Origin of the sequence: Enterobacter sp. ZOR0014 (genome assembly GCF_000798855.1) — a bacterium.
Classification (GTDB): domain Bacteria; phylum Pseudomonadota; class Gammaproteobacteria; order Enterobacterales; family Enterobacteriaceae; genus Enterobacter; species Enterobacter kobei.
Genome location: NZ_JTLF01000028.1, coordinates 18,877 through 37,787 on the forward strand (window position 1 = coordinate 18,877; position 18,911 = coordinate 37,787).

General features: G+C 56.2%; 18 protein-coding genes. 14 read left to right on the forward strand and 4 right to left on the reverse strand.

All coding sequences use genetic code 11. The features are described 5' to 3' along the window. Positions 1-61: 61 nt before the first annotated feature. The 3 genes from glnP (at position 62) to ybiO (ending at position 3,777) form a co-directional block, all read left to right on the forward strand. The gene (gene glnP / locus L977_RS01130) at positions 62-721 is read left to right on the forward strand and encodes a glutamine ABC transporter permease GlnP (protein ID WP_003858462.1); all 660 of its coding nucleotides are present in this window, start codon (positions 62-64) and stop codon (positions 719-721) included. Beyond that, a complete protein-coding gene (gene glnQ / locus L977_RS01135) occupies positions 718-1,440 on the forward strand; it encodes a glutamine ABC transporter ATP-binding protein GlnQ (RefSeq protein ID WP_014883107.1) in 723 nt (240 codons plus the stop codon). The genes glnP and glnQ overlap by 4 nt, the downstream gene beginning before the upstream one ends. A gap of 123 nt (positions 1,441-1,563) precedes the next feature. Further along, a complete protein-coding gene (gene ybiO, locus L977_RS01140; protein ID WP_047624363.1) occupies positions 1,564-3,777 on the forward strand; it encodes a mechanosensitive channel protein in 2,214 nt (737 codons plus the stop codon). Positions 3,778-3,824: 47 nt separating this feature from the next. Here ybiO and rlmF read toward each other — a convergent pair whose 3' ends face one another. Next, positions 3,825-4,736, reverse strand: a complete 912-nt coding sequence (gene rlmF / locus L977_RS01145) for a 23S rRNA (adenine(1618)-N(6))-methyltransferase RlmF (protein WP_047624365.1) — start codon at positions 4,734-4,736, stop codon at positions 3,825-3,827. Between the two features lie 243 nt (positions 4,737-4,979). Here rlmF and mcbA point away from each other — a divergent pair, with 243 nt between their 5' ends. The 3 genes from mcbA (at position 4,980) to ybiJ (ending at position 6,182) form a co-directional block, all read left to right on the forward strand. Beyond that, a complete protein-coding gene (gene mcbA / locus L977_RS01150) occupies positions 4,980-5,246 on the forward strand; it encodes a DUF1471 family periplasmic protein McbA (protein WP_014883104.1) in 267 nt (88 codons plus the stop codon). Positions 5,247-5,369: 123 nt separating this feature from the next. Next, positions 5,370-5,636: a DksA/TraR family C4-type zinc finger protein gene (locus tag L977_RS01155; protein ID WP_014883103.1), complete on the forward strand. Its 267-nt coding sequence runs from the start codon at positions 5,370-5,372 to the stop codon at positions 5,634-5,636. A 285-nt stretch (positions 5,637-5,921) separates the two neighbouring features. Next, positions 5,922-6,182 carry a DUF1471 family protein YbiJ gene (gene ybiJ, locus L977_RS01160; RefSeq protein ID WP_014883102.1) on the forward strand — a complete coding sequence of 87 codons (261 nt, stop codon included), beginning with the start codon at positions 5,922-5,924 and terminating at the stop codon, positions 6,180-6,182. Between the two features lie 118 nt (positions 6,183-6,300). Here ybiJ and ybiB read toward each other — a convergent pair whose 3' ends face one another. Next, positions 6,301-7,263 carry a DNA-binding protein YbiB gene (gene ybiB, locus L977_RS01165; protein ID WP_023332467.1) on the reverse strand — a complete coding sequence of 321 codons (963 nt, stop codon included), beginning with the start codon at positions 7,261-7,263 and terminating at the stop codon, positions 6,301-6,303. Between the two features lie 252 nt (positions 7,264-7,515). On the opposite strand from ybiB, the gene L977_RS01170 reads away from it, so the two are divergent. The 5 genes from L977_RS01170 to L977_RS01190 all read left to right on the forward strand — a co-directional run bounded on the left by L977_RS01170 (position 7,516) and on the right by L977_RS01190 (position 12,908). Then, positions 7,516-8,052: a fimbrial protein gene (locus L977_RS01170; RefSeq protein ID WP_047624368.1), complete on the forward strand. Its 537-nt coding sequence runs from the start codon at positions 7,516-7,518 to the stop codon at positions 8,050-8,052. A gap of 68 nt (positions 8,053-8,120) precedes the next feature. Beyond that, positions 8,121-8,795: a fimbrial biogenesis chaperone gene (locus L977_RS01175; RefSeq protein ID WP_023332465.1), complete on the forward strand. Its 675-nt coding sequence runs from the start codon at positions 8,121-8,123 to the stop codon at positions 8,793-8,795. Positions 8,796-8,869: 74 nt separating this feature from the next. After that, entirely contained in the window at positions 8,870-11,380 is a 2,511-nt protein-coding gene (locus L977_RS01180; RefSeq protein ID WP_052192596.1) for a fimbria/pilus outer membrane usher protein, read from the forward strand. A gap of 20 nt (positions 11,381-11,400) precedes the next feature. Continuing rightward, positions 11,401-12,390, forward strand: a complete 990-nt coding sequence (locus L977_RS01185) for a fimbrial protein (protein WP_047624369.1) — start codon at positions 11,401-11,403, stop codon at positions 12,388-12,390. 5 nt (positions 12,391-12,395) lie between these two features. After that, positions 12,396-12,908 (forward strand): fimbrial protein, encoded by a 513-nt coding sequence (locus tag L977_RS01190; RefSeq protein WP_041163089.1) that lies wholly within the window; start codon positions 12,396-12,398, stop codon positions 12,906-12,908. On the opposite strand, the gene dinG is transcribed toward L977_RS01190, so the two are convergent. After that, positions 12,895-15,072: an ATP-dependent DNA helicase DinG gene (gene dinG, locus L977_RS01195; protein WP_047624371.1), complete on the reverse strand. Its 2,178-nt coding sequence runs from the start codon at positions 15,070-15,072 to the stop codon at positions 12,895-12,897. The two genes, L977_RS01190 and dinG, sit on opposite strands and share 14 nt — an antisense overlap. 97 nt (positions 15,073-15,169) lie before the next feature. Further along, positions 15,170-16,552, reverse strand: coding sequence for an ATP-dependent RNA helicase RhlE (gene rhlE / locus L977_RS01200; RefSeq protein WP_047624372.1), 1,383 nt, complete (start codon positions 16,550-16,552; stop codon positions 15,170-15,172). Positions 16,553-16,760: 208 nt separating this feature from the next. Between rhlE and cecR the strand changes: the two genes are divergently transcribed. The 3 genes from cecR to L977_RS01215 form a co-directional block, all read left to right on the forward strand. Then, on the forward strand, positions 16,761-17,438 hold the full coding sequence (cecR, locus tag L977_RS01205; RefSeq protein WP_014883093.1) for a transcriptional regulator CecR: 678 nt from the start codon (positions 16,761-16,763) through the stop codon (positions 17,436-17,438). Beyond that, positions 17,435-18,430, forward strand: a complete 996-nt coding sequence (hlyD, locus tag L977_RS01210; protein ID WP_047624374.1) for a secretion protein HlyD — start codon at positions 17,435-17,437, stop codon at positions 18,428-18,430. Before cecR ends, hlyD begins: the two co-directional genes overlap by 4 nt. Then, positions 18,423-18,911, forward strand: a 489-nt coding sequence (locus L977_RS01215; protein ID WP_047624375.1) for an ABC transporter ATP-binding protein, incomplete at its 3' end; no start/stop codon positions are given. The genes hlyD and L977_RS01215, both read left to right, overlap by 8 nt.

Here is an 18,911-nt window from a genome sequence, read left to right on the forward strand (position 1 = left end):
GGCGCTGACGTTTACCGGGCCTACATTTTTCGTTTTTCACCACGGTATACAGGAATACATCATGCAGTTTGACTGGAGCGCCATCTGGCCTGCCATTCCACTCTTGCTTGAAGGCGCTAAAATGACCCTGTGGATTTCGGTCCTGGGTCTGGTGGGCGGGTTGATTATCGGTCTTGTCGCCGGTTTCGCCCGCACCTACGGCGGCTGGATTGCAAACCACATCGCACTGGTTTTCATCGAAGTGATCCGCGGCACCCCGATTGTCGTGCAGGTCATGTTCATCTACTTCGCCCTGCCAATGGCCTTCACCGACCTGCGTATCGATCCGTTCAGCGCAGCCGTCGTGACCATTATGATCAACTCGGGCGCCTACATTGCGGAAATCACCCGCGGTGCGGTGCTGTCGATTCATAAAGGTTTCAGTGAAGCGGGTCTGGCGCTGGGCCTTTCGCGTCGCGAAACGATCCGCCACGTCATTCTTCCGCTGGCGCTGCGTCGCATGCTGCCACCGCTGGGTAACCAGTGGATCATCAGTATTAAAGATACGTCGCTGTTCATCGTTATCGGCGTGGCTGAGCTGACCCGTCAGGGGCAGGAGATCATTGCTGGCAACTTCCGCGCGCTGGAAATCTGGAGTGCGGTAGCCGTTGTCTACCTGATCATTACTCTGGTTCTGAGCTTCGTTCTGCGTCGTCTTGAAAGAAGGATGAAAATCCTGTGATTGAATTTAAAAACGTTTCCAAGCACTTTGGCCCAACCCAGGTGCTGCACAATATTGATCTGAATATTACGCAGGGTGAAGTGGTGGTCATTATCGGACCGTCCGGTTCCGGTAAATCCACTCTGCTGCGCTGCATTAACAAACTGGAAGAGGTCACCAGCGGCGATCTGATTGTCGACGGTCTGAAGGTCAATGACCCGAAAGTGGACGAGCGCCTGATTCGCCAGGAAGCAGGCATGGTGTTCCAGCAGTTCTACCTGTTCCCGCACCTGACGGCGCTGGAAAACGTGATGTTCGGCCCGCTGCGCGTGCGCGGTGCCAGCAAAGCGGCGGCGGAAGCGCTGGCAAAAGATCTGCTGGCAAAAGTGGGTCTGGCAGAACGTGCGCACCACTACCCTTCCGAGCTCTCCGGTGGTCAACAGCAGCGCGTCGCGATTGCCCGCGCGCTGGCAGTGAAGCCGAAGATGATGCTGTTTGATGAGCCAACGTCCGCACTCGACCCGGAGCTGCGCCACGAAGTGCTGAAAGTCATGCAGGACCTGGCAGAGGAAGGGATGACGATGGTTATCGTGACCCACGAAATCGGCTTTGCGGAGAAAGTCGCGTCCCGCTTGATCTTTATCGATAAAGGTCGTATCGCGGAAGACGGTAACCCGCAGGAACTGATTGCCAATCCGCCGAGCCAGCGTTTGCAGGAGTTCCTGCAGCACGTCTCCTGATCTTACGCTTCACGCTGAGCCGGGCTTGCCCGGCTTTTTTACGCCAGATTGTTCCCAAAAACTCCCCTCCTCCCCGCGCCCTCTATACTTATCATTTTGCACGATATTTTGTCGGAGGACGCCGTGCCGTGGTTCCTGCTGCTGTTGATAAGCCTGTTTAGTGCGCCATCCCTCGCCGTGGCGATCCCCGGCGTGACCACCGGAACGACCGCGTCCCAGCAAAGTACGCCGCCCCCGGAACCGGATGTTGAACAAAAAAAAGCGGCTTACGGCGCACTTGCCGACGTGCTTGAAAACGATGCCTCCCGAAAAGAGTTAATCGATCAGCTGCGTAAAGCCGCCGCCACGCCGCCAAAGGAGACCGTTCCTACCCTCACCCCGCCGCAGGTAGAGGAACAAAAAACCGTGCTGGAAAACGTCACCGACGTGAGCCGACGCTTTGGTGAAGCGCTCTCCACACGCTTTGCCCAGCTCTTTCGCAACCTGATGGGATCGCCCCATAAGGCATTTAACCCGCAAACCTTTAGCGCCGCCGCCACCCAGTTTTTGATGCTGGCGGGCGCGGTATTTCTTTTTTACTGGCTGGTACGCCTCTGTGCCTGGCCGCTTTACCGCAAGATGGGCTACTGGGGCCGAAAAAAGAACCAGCATAAAAACAGCTGGCTGCACCTCCCCGCCATGATCGCCGGAGCCTTTATTATTGATTTACTGCTGCTGGCGTTGACGCTGTTTGTAGGTCAGGTGCTGGCGGACCGTCTCAATACGGGCAACAAAACCATTGCCTTCCAGCAGGCGCTCTTTCTGAACGCGTTTGCGCTCATCGAATTTTTTAAAGCGGTACTGCGCGTCATCTTTTGCCCGCGCGTGCCTGAACTCCGCCCGTTTAATATCAGTGATGACAGCGCGAAATACTGGGCCGTGCGGCTCAGCGTGCTCAGCGGCCTGATTGGCTACGGCCTGCTGGTCGCGGTGCCGATCATCTCCAACCAGGTCAACGTGCAGTTTGGCGCGCTGGCGAACGTGTTGATCATGCTCTGTATTACCGTCTGGTCGCTGTACCTCATCTTCCACAATAAAAAGGCGATCACGGAGAGTCTGCTGCATCTGGCCGATCGTTCTTTGTCGTTCTTCAGCCTCTTCATTCGCGCCTTCGCGCTGGTGTGGCACTGGCTGGCAAGCGCTTATTTCATCGTGCTGTGCTTCTTCTCGCTGTTCGACCCGGGTAATAGCCTGAAATTCATGATGGGGGCGACGTTCAAAAGCCTGGCGATTATCGGCATCGCGGCATTTGTGTCGGGGCTGTTGTCGCGCTGGATTTCGAAAACCATCACCCTGTCCCCGCACGTACAGCGTAATTATCCGGAACTGCAAAAACGCGTGAACGGCTGGATGTCAGTCTCCCTCAAGGTGGCGCGCATTCTGACCGTCTGCGTGGCGATTATGCTGCTGCTGAATGCGTGGAACCTGTTTGATTTCTGGAACTGGCTGCATAACGGCACAGGCGAGAAGACCGTTGATATTTTAATTCGTATCGCACTGATTCTGTTTTTCTCCGCCGTTGGGTGGACGCTGCTGGCGAGCCTTATCGAGAACCGTCTGGTGTCCGATATTCACGGCAGACCGCTCCCCAGCGCCCGTGCACGCACGCTGTTGACCCTGTTCCGCAATGCGTTGGCGGTGATCATCAGTACCATCACCATCATGATTGTGCTGTCGGAAATCGGCGTAAACATCGCTCCGCTGCTGGCAGGTGCCGGTGCGCTGGGACTGGCGATCTCCTTCGGGTCACAAACGCTGGTGAAGGATATTATTACCGGCATTTTTATCCAGTTTGAGAACGGAATGAACACCGGCGATCTGGTAACCATCGGGCCGCTGACCGGCACGGTCGAGCGGATGTCGATTCGTTCGGTGGGCGTGCGTCAGGATACCGGGGCATACCACATTATTCCGTGGTCATCGATCACCACCTTCGCCAACTTTGTGCGCGGCATTGGCTCCGTTGTGGCGAACTACGATGTGGATCGTCATGAGGATGCGGACAAAGCGAAGCAGGCGCTGCGGGACGCCGTTGAAGAGTTAATGCAGATGGAGGATATTCGCGGCCTGGTAATTGGCGAGCCGTCATTTGCCGGGATTGTCGGGCTGACGAATACGGCATTTACGCTTCGCGTGTCGTTCACCACCCAGCCGCTGAAGCAGTGGACGGTGCGCTTTGCGCTCGACAGCATGGTGAAAAAACACTTTGATCTGGCAAACGTGCGGATGCCGGTGCAGACGTATCAGGTGTTGCCTTCACCGGCATCGATGCCACCTCCGCAGGAGCCGACATTGTAGCCGTGTTGCCGGGTGGCGGCTTCGCCTGACCCGGCCTGCGGGACACCTTATTTGCGGCGTTTATTGTCATCCATAAACGACCAGGCAATAAAGCGGCTCTGCTTCTGGCCCTGCGCCATCTCTTTTTTCACCACTTTCACCGCGCCTGCTTCGGTGAGGGCCCGGTAGAGTGGCGGCAGGTTATCTCCGCGGGAAACCAGCGTGGTAAACCATTTCACCTGGCGACCAAACTGTTTGCTTTCAGCAATCATCCGCAGGATGAAGGCGACTTCACCGCCCTCGCACCACAGCTCCTGCTGCTGCCCACCAAAGTTCAGCGCGGCATCTTCGGCCTGCCCCAGGTTGCGGCGTTTGCGCTCGCTGCCTGCACGGGCCGCTGCCGCCGAATCATGGAATGGCGGATTACACATCGTGGCGTCATAGCTTTCGTTTTTGTGAATGATGCCGTTGAAGATTGACGTCGCCTCCTTCTGGCGACGCAGACGAATGGAACGACTCAGGCCAGCGTTAGCGCTGATTATCGCCTGCGCGCTGGCAAACGCCTCGGCACCGATTTCGCTCCCGGTAAAGCGCCAGTGGTACTCATGCACGCCAATCAGGGGGTAAATCAGGTTTGCCCCGGTACCAATATCCAGGACGGAAGCCTGCTGGGGGATCGCGCCGTCACGATCGTCGGCGAGAAGATCGGCAAGGTGATGAACGTAATCAGCACGGCCCGGAACAGGAGGACAGAGAAAGCCTTCCGGGATATCCCAGTGCGCCACACCGTAAAAATGCGCCAGCAGCGCCTTGTTCAGGGTTTTCACCGCCAGCGGATCGGCAAAGTTAACCGACGGTTCACCCGCGGGGGTCTCGACAATATAGTCCTGCAGCGCCGGACAGATCTGGCACAGTGCGTTCATGTCGTAGCGGCTGCGATGGCGATTTCGTGGGTGCAATCCCGGCTTTTGGGAAGTCATGGCATTCTCCTTTAAACAGCGGCGTAAGATACCTTGTGCTGGCTCTACGGTAAATCTTTCTCTGCAACCCTTAAAAAACCGCCATAAATCAAACACCTTTATGTCTATGATCTGTCAGCGGATTGTCAGCTTTTATCGTTCAAAAAATAAGCAGATCATCATCAAATATTTGCGCTAAATCACACTCGTCAGGCTTCTAAACTTAAAGGGAATCACCTGTTGTTTCCTCATGAGGATGTGATTATGAAAAAGTATCTGACCCTTGCTCTTCTCGCCGGTACCCTGGCGAGCGCCTCTTTCTCGGCTATGGCCGTTCAGTCCTTGACCCAAAGCACGGACACCAGCCAGCTGCGCCCGGCAGGTACCGTCTCGGTAAGCCGCGCAAGCAACCTCGACGATCTTCAGGATAAACTGGCTGAAAAAGCTCGCCAGGAAGGCGCTAAAGGCTTCGTGGTGAACTCCGCAGGTGGAGATAACCATATGTACGGCACAGCGACTATCTATAAATAACGTGTTTCCTTTCACCCGACTGCATCTGCCTGCCAGATGCAGTTTGTCTCCCCTCTCACCTTGATTGTGCATTTTTTAACCCCATATTAACGCTATGGCTTAAACCGATATCAGGAGGGCAAGATGGCTTCCGGTTGGGCAAATGATGATGCCGTGAACGAACAGATCAACAGTACGATTGAAGATGCGGTTGCGCGCGCTCGCGGCGAAATTCCGCGCGGCGAAAGTTTAACGGAATGCGAAGAGTGCGGAGAGCCCATTCCTGAGGCGCGGCAAAAAGCCATTCCCGGGGTAAGGTTATGCATAACCTGTCAGCAGGATAAAGATTCAAAAAACGCTTCACATTCGGGATATAATCGCAGAGGATCGAAAGACAGCCAGTTACGCTGACTTTCCTTTACCTAAGTTAACCGCCCGAATGCTTACCTTTACGCTCACGCTTTTTAGCGAACCGCGTAGCAAAATGTGCCATTCATCTTTCTTCTGTAAAGCGTATCAACAAGAAGTGTAAACCCGTAATTTGAATTTATTAATAATCAATAAGTTATTTGTCATTCAATTTTTTTGATTAACCACGTCAATTCTCTTCGATTTTATCTCTGCAGAAAAAACGTGATACTTATCACATCGACGGAACATCGTCCCCTTAACAGAATAACCTGCGAGAGATTAATTATGAAAACCATCAAATATGCTGTTGCTGCTGTTGCCCTGTCCGCTCTGTCTTTTGGCGCATTCGCTGTAGAGCCTGTTTCATCTACTCAGGCGCAGAGCATGAATAAAATCGGTGTGGTGAGTGCAGAAGGCGCGACCACGCTGGACGGTCTGGAAGCCAAACTGGCTGAGAAAGCGGCTGCTGCCGGTGCAAGCGGATACACCATCACCTCCGCTAACACCAACAACAAGCTAAGCGGTACTGCGGTTATCTACAAATAATCGCCTGAATGAATGCTGTACCCTCACCAAACCCTCTGGTGAGCTGCTCCAACCCTCATTGACCCTGTTGTTTGTTACCCTTGCTTGCCCGTCCGCCACTGGACGGGCTTTTTTTTGCCTAAAATGCCGCCTCAACCCGCTTCATGCCGGCCTCGACCGTGTCAACTTCCCCGGTCGCCAGCAGGCAGCAGGCCATCTGTAACTTGATGGACTGCGGCACCGGCACATTTCCGGCAAGGCACTGTTCAATCCACTTCGCGGTGATGTAGGGATCTTTCGCCTCCGGCAGAATAACGCCGCTGTTCTCTTCCCCACGTTCAAGCGCGATACGCGTCCCAGCCGCGTCGATCAGCATTATTTGCGGGCAGCGCTGCGGATTAGCGTACACCTCGCCTTCCGTCCCATGCATCAGCAACGCGTTGCCGCCAATCTCTTCAAAGAATTTCCCCACGCGCCCCACGTATTCCGGGTGCGAAACGCTGGAAAGGCGCAGCGCGGCATTTTCGGCAAACGGCGTGGCCAGCTTCGCCAGCGTATGCGCGCTGTTACGCACGCCCATTCGCCAGCGCATTGCGAGCTGCTTTTCCAGCGGCGGGCAGAGCGCCTTAACGGGAATATAGACCGGCTGATGGCTATCGAGCTTCGCCTGCGCCTGCCCGGCGTGGAGAGTGGGTTCGATCCCCAGCAGTTCAAAAATCGTTTCTGTCAGCACGCGGGTCGGATCTTCACTCACCCCGTGCACCACCACTGGAAAACCCAGCTTATGTAACAGAATAGCCAGCAGCGGCGTCAGGTTGGCCTGCTTGCGCGCGCCGTTATAGCTGGGAATGACGATCGGCATCGGTTTTGCCACCGGTGGCGTCAGACGCAGCGTTTGCGCCTGCATCGCCTCATAAAAGCCGCGCATCTCCGCTTCACCTTCTCCCTTAATGCGCAGGGCGATAAGAATGCCGCCGAGTTCGAGATCGGGAACCTCACCGTTGAGCATACGGGTGTAAAGCGCACGCGCTGTCTCATGATCCAGGTCGCGGGCATGGTTTTTTCCACGCCCTACCTCTTTGATAATTTTACGATAATCCACGGTATCTCTCCTGAAAACGTCACCTTGTTAACACTATATCCCCGATGAAACCTGCCAGGTAGCTTTTTATCCCCACCGCCAGAGCCATCTGTTTTACCGAAGAAAAAAATTATGCAAGCACTGATTCAATTATTTGTGATGCCTATAGAAGATTCTTATCCATCCATTCTTTGATTAAATAACGAACGGAAATCATTGAGGATAACGGGCAAAAACCTTAGGCACGTTTTTACCCACACACCAGGAACTATTATGAACAAGAATGCGTTAGGTCTTTTTATCGCGTCGGTGATTGGCTGCTCGGCATCCGCTTTTGCAGCAACAGACGGTGAAGGACAGATCAACTTTACGGGCGAAATCATCGATTCCGCCTGTCAGGTTGTGAATGGTTTAAGTAACCCGTTGAACGTGACATTAGGCAAAGTCTCCAAGACGGTCTTTACCGGTGCCGGCTCCACCAGCACCGCCACGAAGTTTGATATTGAGTTAAAAAACTGCCCGGAAACCGTTACGTCGGCGGCAATCAACTTCGGCGGAACGCCGGATGCTAATAACAACAGCACCCTGGCGTTAACCCCCGATGCAGATGCCGCAACCGGCGTAGCCATTCAGCTGATCGACTCTTCTGAACAGCCCGTCAGTTTATATACTCCGTCAAAAGAGTATCCGCTGGCCTCCGGCACCGCAGTAAACGATCTGCAGTTTGCCGCGCGTTATATTCAAACCGGTGCGGCCATTACCGCGGGTCCGGCAAACTCTGTTTCAACATTCACGGTTATTTATAACTGATATTGCTCACCAGGGACTATTTCCTTTTGCAAAAAAGAGATAGTCCCGCCTTATTTTGAGAAAAAACTATGCGTCACGGTTATTTACTCAGCACCCTTTTACTGGTAGCTGCAACGGCACATGCAGGCGTTATTATTAACGGCACGCGCCTGGTCTACCAGGGAGGCAAAAAGGAATCCTCTATCGGTATTTCAAACCCAGATGCAACGGATTATCTGGTGCAATCCTGGGCGGATTCTGGCGGTAAAGACCTGGCCAAAGCTCCCTTTCTGATTACGCCGCCACTGTTTCGTCTTGATGCGAAGCAGGAAAACGTTCTGCGCGTCGTACGTACCGGCGGAAATTTGCCTGAAGATCGCGAGTCGATGTTCTGGCTGAATATAAAAGCCATCCCCTCCTCAAAAAAGGTGGCAGGGGTCAATACCCTGCAAATTGCGGTTAACACGCGCATTAAGCTGATGTACCGCCCGGCCTCCGTCAAGGGTAAACCGGAAGCGGTCGCGGATCAGCTTGAGTGGCACCGCGAGGGCAATGATTTAGTGGTTAACAACCCGACGCCGTTTTATATGAATTTCCAGTCGGTCACCCTTAACGGTCATAAGGTCGATAAAGCGACCTGGGCCGTACCAAAAACCGAAACCCATTTTGCGTTGCCTGCACATACCGGCGGTTCAACCGTGTCCTGGTCAATTATTACTGATTACGGCAGCATCAGCAAAACGCTCTCTGCATCCGTGCATTAATACCGTACCCAATAACGCACCTTATGATTACCTATTCTTCAACCCCAAGAAGGCAATTGCCTTCCGTTTATCGGATGCTTACGCTGCTGACCCTGCTATGCGGGTTAGCGGCCGTGGGTTTTTCGCAGCAAACGCGGGCGGATGATTATTTTAATCCAGCGTTGTTGGATGTGGATAATCCACAGCAGGGAAAAACCGATCTCTCCATTTATGAAAAAGGCCCGGGACAGGCGCCAGGGAAATATCAGGTCACGATCTTTATCAATAATAATAAAATTGATACCCGCGACGTGACCTTTATATTGCAAAAGCAGGATAATGGAGAAAATTCCCTTCAGCCCTGCTTTACTCTGTCCGATTTAAAAAGCCTGGGTATTAAAACTGACGACTATCCTCAGCTTGCCGTGAAAGGCGCATGCGCGGATTTGCACGCCATACCGGCGGCGACGGCGACATTTCGCGTCAGCAACCAGCAGCTTCTGTTGAGCATTCCGCAGTCCGCGCTCGGTCAGGTTCCCCGTGGCTATATTGACCCAACAGAATTTGATGAGGGGATCACGGCGGGCATCCTCAACTACAGCGCCAGCGCCAGCCAGAGCCACGCCCGTCAGCAGGGCATGCAGGACAACAGCAGCCAGTACGTTAACCTGCGTCCGGGCCTGAACGTCGGCGCGTGGCGCCTGCGCAACTACTCCACCTGGAGTCGCAGCACCAGCGGTCACGAAGAAGAGCAATCCTTTAACTCGGTCTACACCTATGCCCAGCGCGATATCGTGGCGTTAAAAAGCGATCTGACCGTAGGCCAAAGCAGCTCCCCGGCAGACGTATTTGACAGCGTTCCGTATACCGGCGCGCAGCTGAACTCCGACAACGATATGCTGCCGGACAGCGAAAAAGGCTATGCCCCGATCATCCGCGGTACGGCCCACAGTAATGCGCTGGTGGTGGTACGTCAGAACGGCTACGTGATTTATCAAAATACCGTTGCGCCGGGTGCATTTGAAATCAATGACCTGTATCCCACCGGCAGCAGCGGCGATCTCCAGGTCACCGTGAAAGAGACGGACGGCAGCGAACGTCACTTTGTGGTGCCCTACGCCTCCGTTCCGGTCCTCCAGCGCGAAAAGCACCTGAAATACAGCGTCACTGCCGGGCGCTACCGCTCTTATGACAAAGACGTGGAAAAAACGCCCTTCGCTCAGGGAGGTGCCATTTATGGCCTGCCGTACGGATTCACCGCCTACGGTGGCGTGCAGCAAAGCAGCCATTATCAGTCACAGGCGCTGGGCACCGGTAAAAACTTTGGCGATCTTGGCGCGTTTTCTGTCGACGTGACGCGCGCCAAAGCGCTGCTCAAAAAACAGCAGGCCAGCAAGGGGCAGTCCTGGCGTCTGCGCTACAGCAAAGATTTCGCGGGTACGGGCACAAACTTCGCTCTGGCTGGCTATCGCTACAACAGTAAAGGGTTTTACACCCTCGAAGACACCATGGAGTCCTATACCCGCGCCGATGACTGGTCAGCACCGCAGCAGCGCCGCGCGCGTACCGAGGCCACCATCGATCAAACCCTCGGCGAAGGCTGGGGATCGTTTACGCTGAGCCTGGTCAAAGAGACCTACTGGAACCAGGGTCAGGACATGACCTCGATGAGCGTCAGCTATAACAACAGCTGGAAGGGAATCACCTACAGCATGAGCTATAGCCTCAACAAAAACACCAACAGCCGCGATGACGAGGGCGATTCGGTCAGTAACGATAACCTGTTCGCGCTGAGCGTGTCGGTACCGCTGGATCGCTGGATGAGCAACACCTGGGCCTCCTACAACATGAATAACAATAAAGACGGCACCACGCACACGCTGGGCCTGAACGGTACAGCGCTTGAGGAGAACAACCTTAACTGGAACGTTCAGGAAGGCTATGACTCATCAGAAAACGGTACTTCTACCAGTCTGAACGCCGATTACAAAGCCACCTACGGGGAAGTGAGTGGCGGTTTCAGTCAGGACAAATACCAGCGAACCACTAACGTCGGTCTGCAGGGGGGCATGATAGCCCACGCTAACGGCCTGACGCTGAGCCAGCCGCTGGGCGAGACCATCGCGCTGGTGAAAGCGCCCGGAGCCAGCGGCACGCACATCGCCAACCAGACGGGCGTGGAAACTGACTTCCGCGGCTATACCGTGGTGCCCTTTGTCACCGCCTATCGCCACAACACGATTTCGCTGGATACCGAAACGCTGCCTGACGAGGCTGACGTGACGCACGCTTCGCAGATCGTCACGCCAACCCGCGGTGCGGTGGTGCGGGCAAGCTTCAATACCCGCGTGGGTCATCGCGTCCTGATGACGCTGACGCACAACGGGAAGCCGCTGCCCTTCGGCGCAACGGTTACCTCCGAGGATAAGGACAGCGAATTTATCGTCGGCACTGATGGCCAAACCTATCTTTCCGGAATGCCCGATCGCGGCAAGCTTTCCGTCTCATGGGGACAGGAAGCCAGCGACCACTGCGTTGCGGAATACACGCTCACGGATGAAAAAGAGAAAACAGACATTATTAACGCTGCCGCGCAGTGTCAGTAATCAACCGAGCAGGTTCACCTATGCAGCTTGTAAAACAATGCTTTTTCTTACTCATACTGGCAACCGCATCGCTGTTTATGCCGCATGCAAAGGCCACCTGTACGTCGCCGGATATGCCAAAAAACATTAACCTGGCCACGATTTCCGTCTCCACCACGCTTCCCGTCGGCGCGACCATCCCCGGCACCGAACAGACGGTACACGTCGCGGGTCACTGCGATAATGATGCAGATAAGGGTCTGGAGATCGTCTCCTGCTACTACGGCTATGGCACGGAAATCCCCGGCCTTACCGGAGTATATGAATCCGGCGTGAAGGGGGTTGGCATTGCGCTGATGAACGACAAAGGTCAACGCATCAGCGGTGCGGGCGGGGTCACCTGCGACTCCCGCGGCACGCCAATTGGCTATGTCTCAACTGACGGTAACCAGACTTTCGATTTTAACGTCACGCTGGAGCTGGTAAAAACGGATACCACGGTGGAATCGGGTACGCTAAATCAAAGCCAGACCGTCTTTGGCATTGGCGTTTTTGGTCACGAAGGCATCGGTTCACCCAACAATGTTAGCTATGCCGGTAACGTAAACCTTGAAAACGTCACCTGCTCCGTACTGCCAAAAAGCCTGACCGTCAACATGGGCGATTTCCCGGTCAGCGATTTCAATATGGTCGGCACGCTGGCGATGCCCGCGAAGGAGTTCAACATCACGGTGAACTGTAACTCCACCGTTCAGCCGGAATTTAAGGTCACCAGCAGCGACGGCTACGTACCCGGTTATCAGGGGGTGCTTAAGCTCACGCCGGAGGATGGCGTGGCAACGGGGGTCGGGATTGAAATGGTGATCGACAACGAGCTGGCAACGTTCGATACCTACACCCCAACTGAAACCCTGGCCTATGCCAACCAGACGATGGATATCCCGGTCAAGCTGAACTATTTGCAGGTGGCAGATGAAGTCACCCCTGGCCCGGCGAACGCCGTCGCCACCATTACTCTGGCCTATAAGTGATGAAAATGAAGAAACGTCTCTTTGTGCTGGCCGCGCTGGCCAGCACGCTCACCTTTCTGGCCCGGGCTGACGATATTCAGCTGCAAATGGTCGGTAACATTTATGCCAACACCTGCCTCGTGGACAGCGCCAGCAAGGATTTAACCGTTGATTTAGGCCAGGCGGCTTCCAGTGAATTCCATGACGTGGGGGATACCGGCGCGTGGAAAACCTTCAGCCTGAAGGTGACGCATTGTCCGAAATCCCTCGCCCTGGCGACCGCCTTCTTTTACGGTCAGGCGGATGCTACGCACCCAACCAAGTTTGCCAACACGGGCAGCGCGAAGGGGCTGGCGCTGGAGCTGGCGGACAGCCAGGACCATATCCTCATCGCACCGCAGGCCAGCTTTAACGCGCTGATTGACCAGAACGACCATACCGCCACCTTCCCGCTGGCTGCACGCTATTACGCCACCGCTATGCCTGTTACCGCAGGCACGTTCAGCAGCGTCGTTCAGGTGACCTTCACTTACCAGTAGGACCGCGCCCCTTAGCACGGATGCTTTTTCGACGCCCGGCAGCCTGTTTTGCCGGGCGTTTTTTTATCTCCGGTACCGACGGCTGTTCAATCGGGAAGACCGGTAGCGCGTTGAGCAGCCGCTGTCCATAATTTTTGGTCAGCAGACGTTTATCGTAGATCACCACTTCGCCCCAGCAGCCGTGGCTTCGAATCAAACGCCCCACCTGCTGAATCAGGTTAAACGATGCCGCAGGCAGGCTCTGCACCTCAAACGGATAGCGGTTAAGGCTTTTCAGCCATTCGCCCTCGGTGATCACCACCGGGCTGTCGATGGGGGGGAAGGCAATTTTATGAATGTGGACCTGCGTCAGGTAGTCGCCTTTCAGGTCAAGACCTTCCGCGAAAGACTGCAATCCCACCAGCACGCTACGCTCGCCGTTATCAATGCGTTTACGGTGGGTTTCCACCAGCCTGTAACGCGGCTGGTCACCCTGCACCAGCATGAGTAAACGCAGATCGGTGACGTGTTCCAGAAAACGCTGCATGGCGCGTCCACTGGCAAATAACACCAGCATGCCAGGGTATTTTTTACTCTCGACCTGTTCGCGGAAATAGGCCGCCATTTCCGCAATGTGCTGTTCTTCGTTGTCGATCAGCGGCTCAAACGTCATGCGCGGAATGACCAGCTTGCCCTGCTCGCAGTGGTTAAACGGCGAGTCCAGCGCCACAAAGCGGTCACCCGCTTTTTCTTTAAGCCCGCTCATCTCCTGCAAACGAGAAAAACTGTTCAGAGAACGCAGCGTGGCAGAGGTTACCACCACGTGCGGCACGCTGCGCCAGATCAGCTTTTCCAGCTGATCGGCCACGCGGATGCCCACGCAGTGGAAGAAGAGATGCACCTGCCCGTCCCGCACGTCGCGGGTGGCCCATTTGGTGACCGGCGCGCCTGATGCCTGCGCCATTGAGGCCAGCCGCCAGAGTTTGCTCTGCGCTTCGAACATGCCCAGCGCGCGGTTCATCTGTAGCAGAATACGGTGCAGACGCACCACGTCATGCGTGCCGGTTTTCTCGCTCAGATCGTTTAAGAACATCTCCGCCAGCCCGCGCAGCTTTTCAAGGTGCTTTGCCAGTTGCTGACAAATTTCCATCACCTCTTCCGGCAGTTCGCCCATCGCAAAGCGATGTTCCGCCTCCTGGGCTGAGGGAAGATAAAGGTTGAGGATGTTATTGAGCGAGGAGATCAGGCCGTAAACCTCTTCACAATGCTCGCTTAGCCGTTCCGGCACCGCCAGCGGCGGCGTGGTTTTCGGGCGGAACTGCTCCATGCAGGTTGCCACCAGCTTGCAGAACAGATCCAGCTGCAGGCGGAACCAGGGCGCGGTGATCTCGGCGCTCATCTCCAGCGCGTCCCGAGCCACGTCGGGCAGATGGTGGCCTTCGTCGAGCACCAGCAGCAGATTTTTGGGCTCCGGTAGCACCGCCTCGCTCTCCAGCGCGGCCATCACCAGCGCGTGGTTGGCGACAACCACCTCCGCCTCCTGAATTTCGCGCCGGGCGACAAAGAACGGGCACTCGCGGTAGTAGTGGCAGTTGCGGTTCAGGCAGCTGGCTTTGTCGGTGCTGAGCCTGCGCCATAAGTCGTCGCTGATGGCCTGGCTGGTGTGATCCCGCAGGCCGTCCCACTTATAGCCGTCGAGTTCGGCTTTGAGTTTTGCACACTGCTCCTGCTCGGCCTTATTGTTCGGCGTCAGCTCGTCATCAAGAAACGCGAGCAGATCCTGTTGATTCGGCTCGCTGCTGGCGAGCGCCGCCAGGTTACGTGGGCACACGTAGCGCCCGCGCCCAAAGGCGGCGGTAAAGCGCAGGTCGGGGATGATTTTGCGCAGCAGCGGCAAATCTTTGCTGAAAATCTGATCCTGCAGGGCCACGTTGGCGGTGCTGACCACCAGCGTTTTGTCCTCTTCCCGCGCGATGGCAATACCGGGAATGAGATATGACAGGGTTTTCCCGACGCCGGTCGGCGCTTCAATCGCCAGATGTCGCCCGTCGTCCCCGGCAAGCGTTTTTGCCACGTCAGCAATCATCTGCCGCTGCGGCGCTCGGGGGATAAAGTCGGGGATCTGCTGTTGTAGCGCCTTGTACCATGCGCCAATTTGCGCTTTCAGCGCCGCGGTTAAAGCCATCGAAAAACCTGAAATACTGTATAAACAGCCACTATTGTGGCACTTTCTCTTCGCTGCCGCAAAAAGAAAAGCCCGGCTTTACGACCGGGCTTCCAGATTACTGCGGGTTAGCAGGTTTACGCGGGCGGCGTCGACGCTGCCCTTCCCCTGCCGGTTTCCCTTCGCCGCTGCGCCACGGACTTTCGCCGGCCGGTTTGCTGTCGTTGTTGCGACGCGGGGGCTTGCCGGATGATTTCGGCGCGCCGCCTTCAGCACGACGCGGCTGCTGACCGCGACCACCGCCGCCCTGACCACGACCGCCACCCTGGCGACCGTTCTGAATCGGCTCCGCCTTGATGGACGGATCCACTTCGTAGCCCGGGGTTTCGATGCGTGGGATCTCTTTCTTCAGCAGACGTTCGATGTCGCGCAGCAGCTTGTGTTCATCGACGCAGACCAGAGAGAGCGCTTCACCGGTTGACGCCGCGCGGCCGGTACGACCGATACGGTGAACGTAATCTTCCGGGACGTTTGGCAGCTCGTAGTTTACTACGTGCGGCAGCTCTTCAATGTCCAGACCACGCGCGGCGATGTCGGTTGCCACCAGCACGCGGATGTCGCCAGATTTGAAGTCCGCCAGCGCACGGGTACGCGCACCCTGGCTCTTGTTACCGTGGATGGCGGCACTGCGGATACCGTCTTTATTGAGCTGTTCCGCCAGGTGGTTCGCACCGTGCTTGGTGCGGGTAAATACCAGCACCTGCTGCCAGTTACCCTGGCCGATCATCTGGGAGAGCAGCTCCCGCTTACGCTTTTTATCAACAAAGTGAACGTGCTGTGTCACCTGCTCAGAGGGGGTGTTGCGACGCGCCACTTCCACTTCCAGCGGGTTATGCAGCAGCTTTTCTGCCAGCGCCTTGATCTCGTCGGAGAAGGTGGCAGAGAACAGCAGGTTCTGACGACGCGCAGGCAGCTTGGCCAGCACGCGACGGATGTCGTGGATAAAGCCCATGTCAAGCATGCGGTCGGCTTCGTCCAGCACCAGAATTTCAATCTGATCGAGCTTCACCGCGTTCTGGTGTTCGAGATCCAGCAGACGGCCCGGCGTTGCCACCAGCACGTCCACGCCGCCGCGCAGCTTCATCATCTGTGGGTTGATGCTGACGCCACCGAAAACGACCAGTGAGCGAATGTTGAGATAGCGGCTGTAGTCACGCACGTTCTCACCAATCTGCGCCGCCAGCTCACGGGTTGGGGTCAGGATCAGCGCACGAACCGGACGACGGCCTTTGGCGTGCGGCTGGTTTTTTACCAGCAGCTCTAACAGCGGCAGCGTAAAGCCCGCGGTTTTACCGGTGCCGGTCTGGGCGCTGGCCATCAGGTCACGCCCCTGAAGAACGGCGGGGATCGCCTGCTGCTGGATGGGGGTTGGCTCAACGTAGCCCTGCTCTGCGATGGCACGCAGAATTTCCGGGTTCAGGCCAAGGGAATCAAAAGACATAAAAACTCCGAACCGCCCCGACCATCACAGGTGTAGTTTTCAGGGAGATATAACGAAAAGGGGAAGGACAAAAACCACAATGTCGTGAAGGTGCGGAGTGTAGCAGCTTTTGTGACGTGGCGCATAAAATATCCCAGCACGAACGCTCGACGGTTCAGCAATTCGGGGCTATTTTTAATCAATCGATTGATTAATTTTTAATGCCGCCATGAATACGACCCCAACGACAACCAAAGGTGAACAGGCCAAAAGCCAGCTGATTGCTGCCGCGCTGGCGCAGTTTGGCGAGTATGGCCTGCACGCGACCACGCGAGATATCGCCGCCCAGGCCGGGCAAAACATTGCGGCGATCACCTACTATTTTGGCTCAAAAGAGGATTTGTACCTCGCCTGCGCCCAGTGGATTGCCGATTTTATCGGCACACATTTTCGTCCGCACGTTGAAGAAGCCAGCGAGCTGTTGAGCCAGCCGACGCCGGATCGTGACGCTATCCGGCGGCTTATCCTGAATGCCTGCCATAATATGATCCGCCTGCTGACGCACGACGATACGCTCAACCTGAGTAAGTTTATCTCCCGCGAGCAGCTCTCCCCTACAACTGCCTATCAGCTGGTACACGATCAGGTCATTGCTCCGATGCATACCCACCTGACCCACCTGATCGCCGCCTATACCGGGCGGGACGCCAGCGATACCGTGACCATTTTGCATACCCATGCCCTGCTGGGTGAAATCCTTGCCTTTCGTCTGGGGCGGGAAACCATCCTGTTACGCACCGGCTGGACACAATTCGATGAGGATAAAGCCGCGCAGATTAGCCAGGTCATCACCTGTCATCTCGATCTGATCCTGCAAGGCTTAACGCAAAGGAGCCTGAAGTCATGAAAAAACCTGTCGCCATCATTCTGGTGGTTGTTGTTTTGCTTGCCGCGGGCGTCGGTGGCTGGCTGTGGTATCAGAGCCATCAGGACCGGGGCCTGACGCTGTACGGTAATGTGGATATTCGTACCGTGAATATGAGCTTCCGCGTGGGTGGCCGTCTCGCCTCGCTGAGCGTTGACGAAGGCGATGCCATTAAACGCGGGCAGACGCTGGGCATGCTGGATAAAGCCCCCTACGAGAACGCCCTGATGCAGGCCAAAGCCGGCGTTTCCGTTGCCCAGGCGCAATATGACCTGATGCTGGCGGGTTATCGTGACGAAGAGATCGCCCAGGCCGCCGCTGCCGTTAAGCAGGCGAAAGCTGCCTACGACTACGCGCAGAATTTCTATAACCGTCAGCAGGGGCTGTGGAAAAGCCGCACCATTTCAGCCAACGATCTGGAGAATGCGCGTTCATCCCGCGACCAGGCGCAGGCGACGCTGAAATCCGCGCAGGATAAATTAAGCCAGTACACCACCGGTAACCGCCCGCAGGACATTGCCCAGGCCAAAGCCAGCCTTGAACAGGCGCAGGCGCAGCTGGCCCAGGCAGAGCTGGATCTGCATGATACAACCCTCATCGCCCCGTCTGACGGTACGCTGATGACCCGTGCCGTGGAGCCGGGCAGCATGCTCAGCGCGGGCGGCACCGTATTAACGCTCTCCCTGACCCGCCCGGTCTGGGTGCGCGCCTACATTGACGAGCCAAATCTCGGCCAGATGCAGCCGGGCCGCGAGCTGCTGCTCTATACCGATGGTCGTCCGGATAAGCCGTATCACGGCAAAGTTGGCTTTGTCTCCCCCACCGCCGAATTCACCCCGAAAACCGTTGAAACGCCGGACCTGCGTACCGACCTGGTGTACCGTCTGCGCATCATCGTCACCGATGCGGACGACGCGCTGCGTCAGGGCATGCCTGTTACCGTAAAAGTGAACAACGGGGAACGACATGAATGACGCGGTTATCCAGCTCAACAATCTGGTCAAACGCTTCGCAGGGATGGACAAACCGGCGGTCGCCCCGCTGAACTGCACCATTCAGAAAGGCTATGTGACCGGCCTGGTCGGCCCGGACGGCGCAGGCAAAACCACGCTGATGCGGATGCTGGCCGGTTTGCTAAAGCCGGATGAAGGCACAGCCAGCGTGCTTGGCCTTGACCCCATCAAAGACGACGGCGCGCTCCACGCCATGCTCGGCTATATGCCGCAGAAGTTTGGTCTGTATGAAGATCTGACGGTGATGGAAAACCTGAACCTGTATGCCGACCTGCGCAGCGTGACCGGCGAAACCCGGCAGAAAACCTTTGCCCGCCTACTTGAGTTCACTTCCCTCGGCCCGTTCACCGGCCGGCTGGCGGGCAAGCTCTCCGGCGGGATGAAGCAAAAGCTGGGGCTGGCCTGTACGCTCGTCGGCGAACCAAAGGTCCTGCTGCTGGAC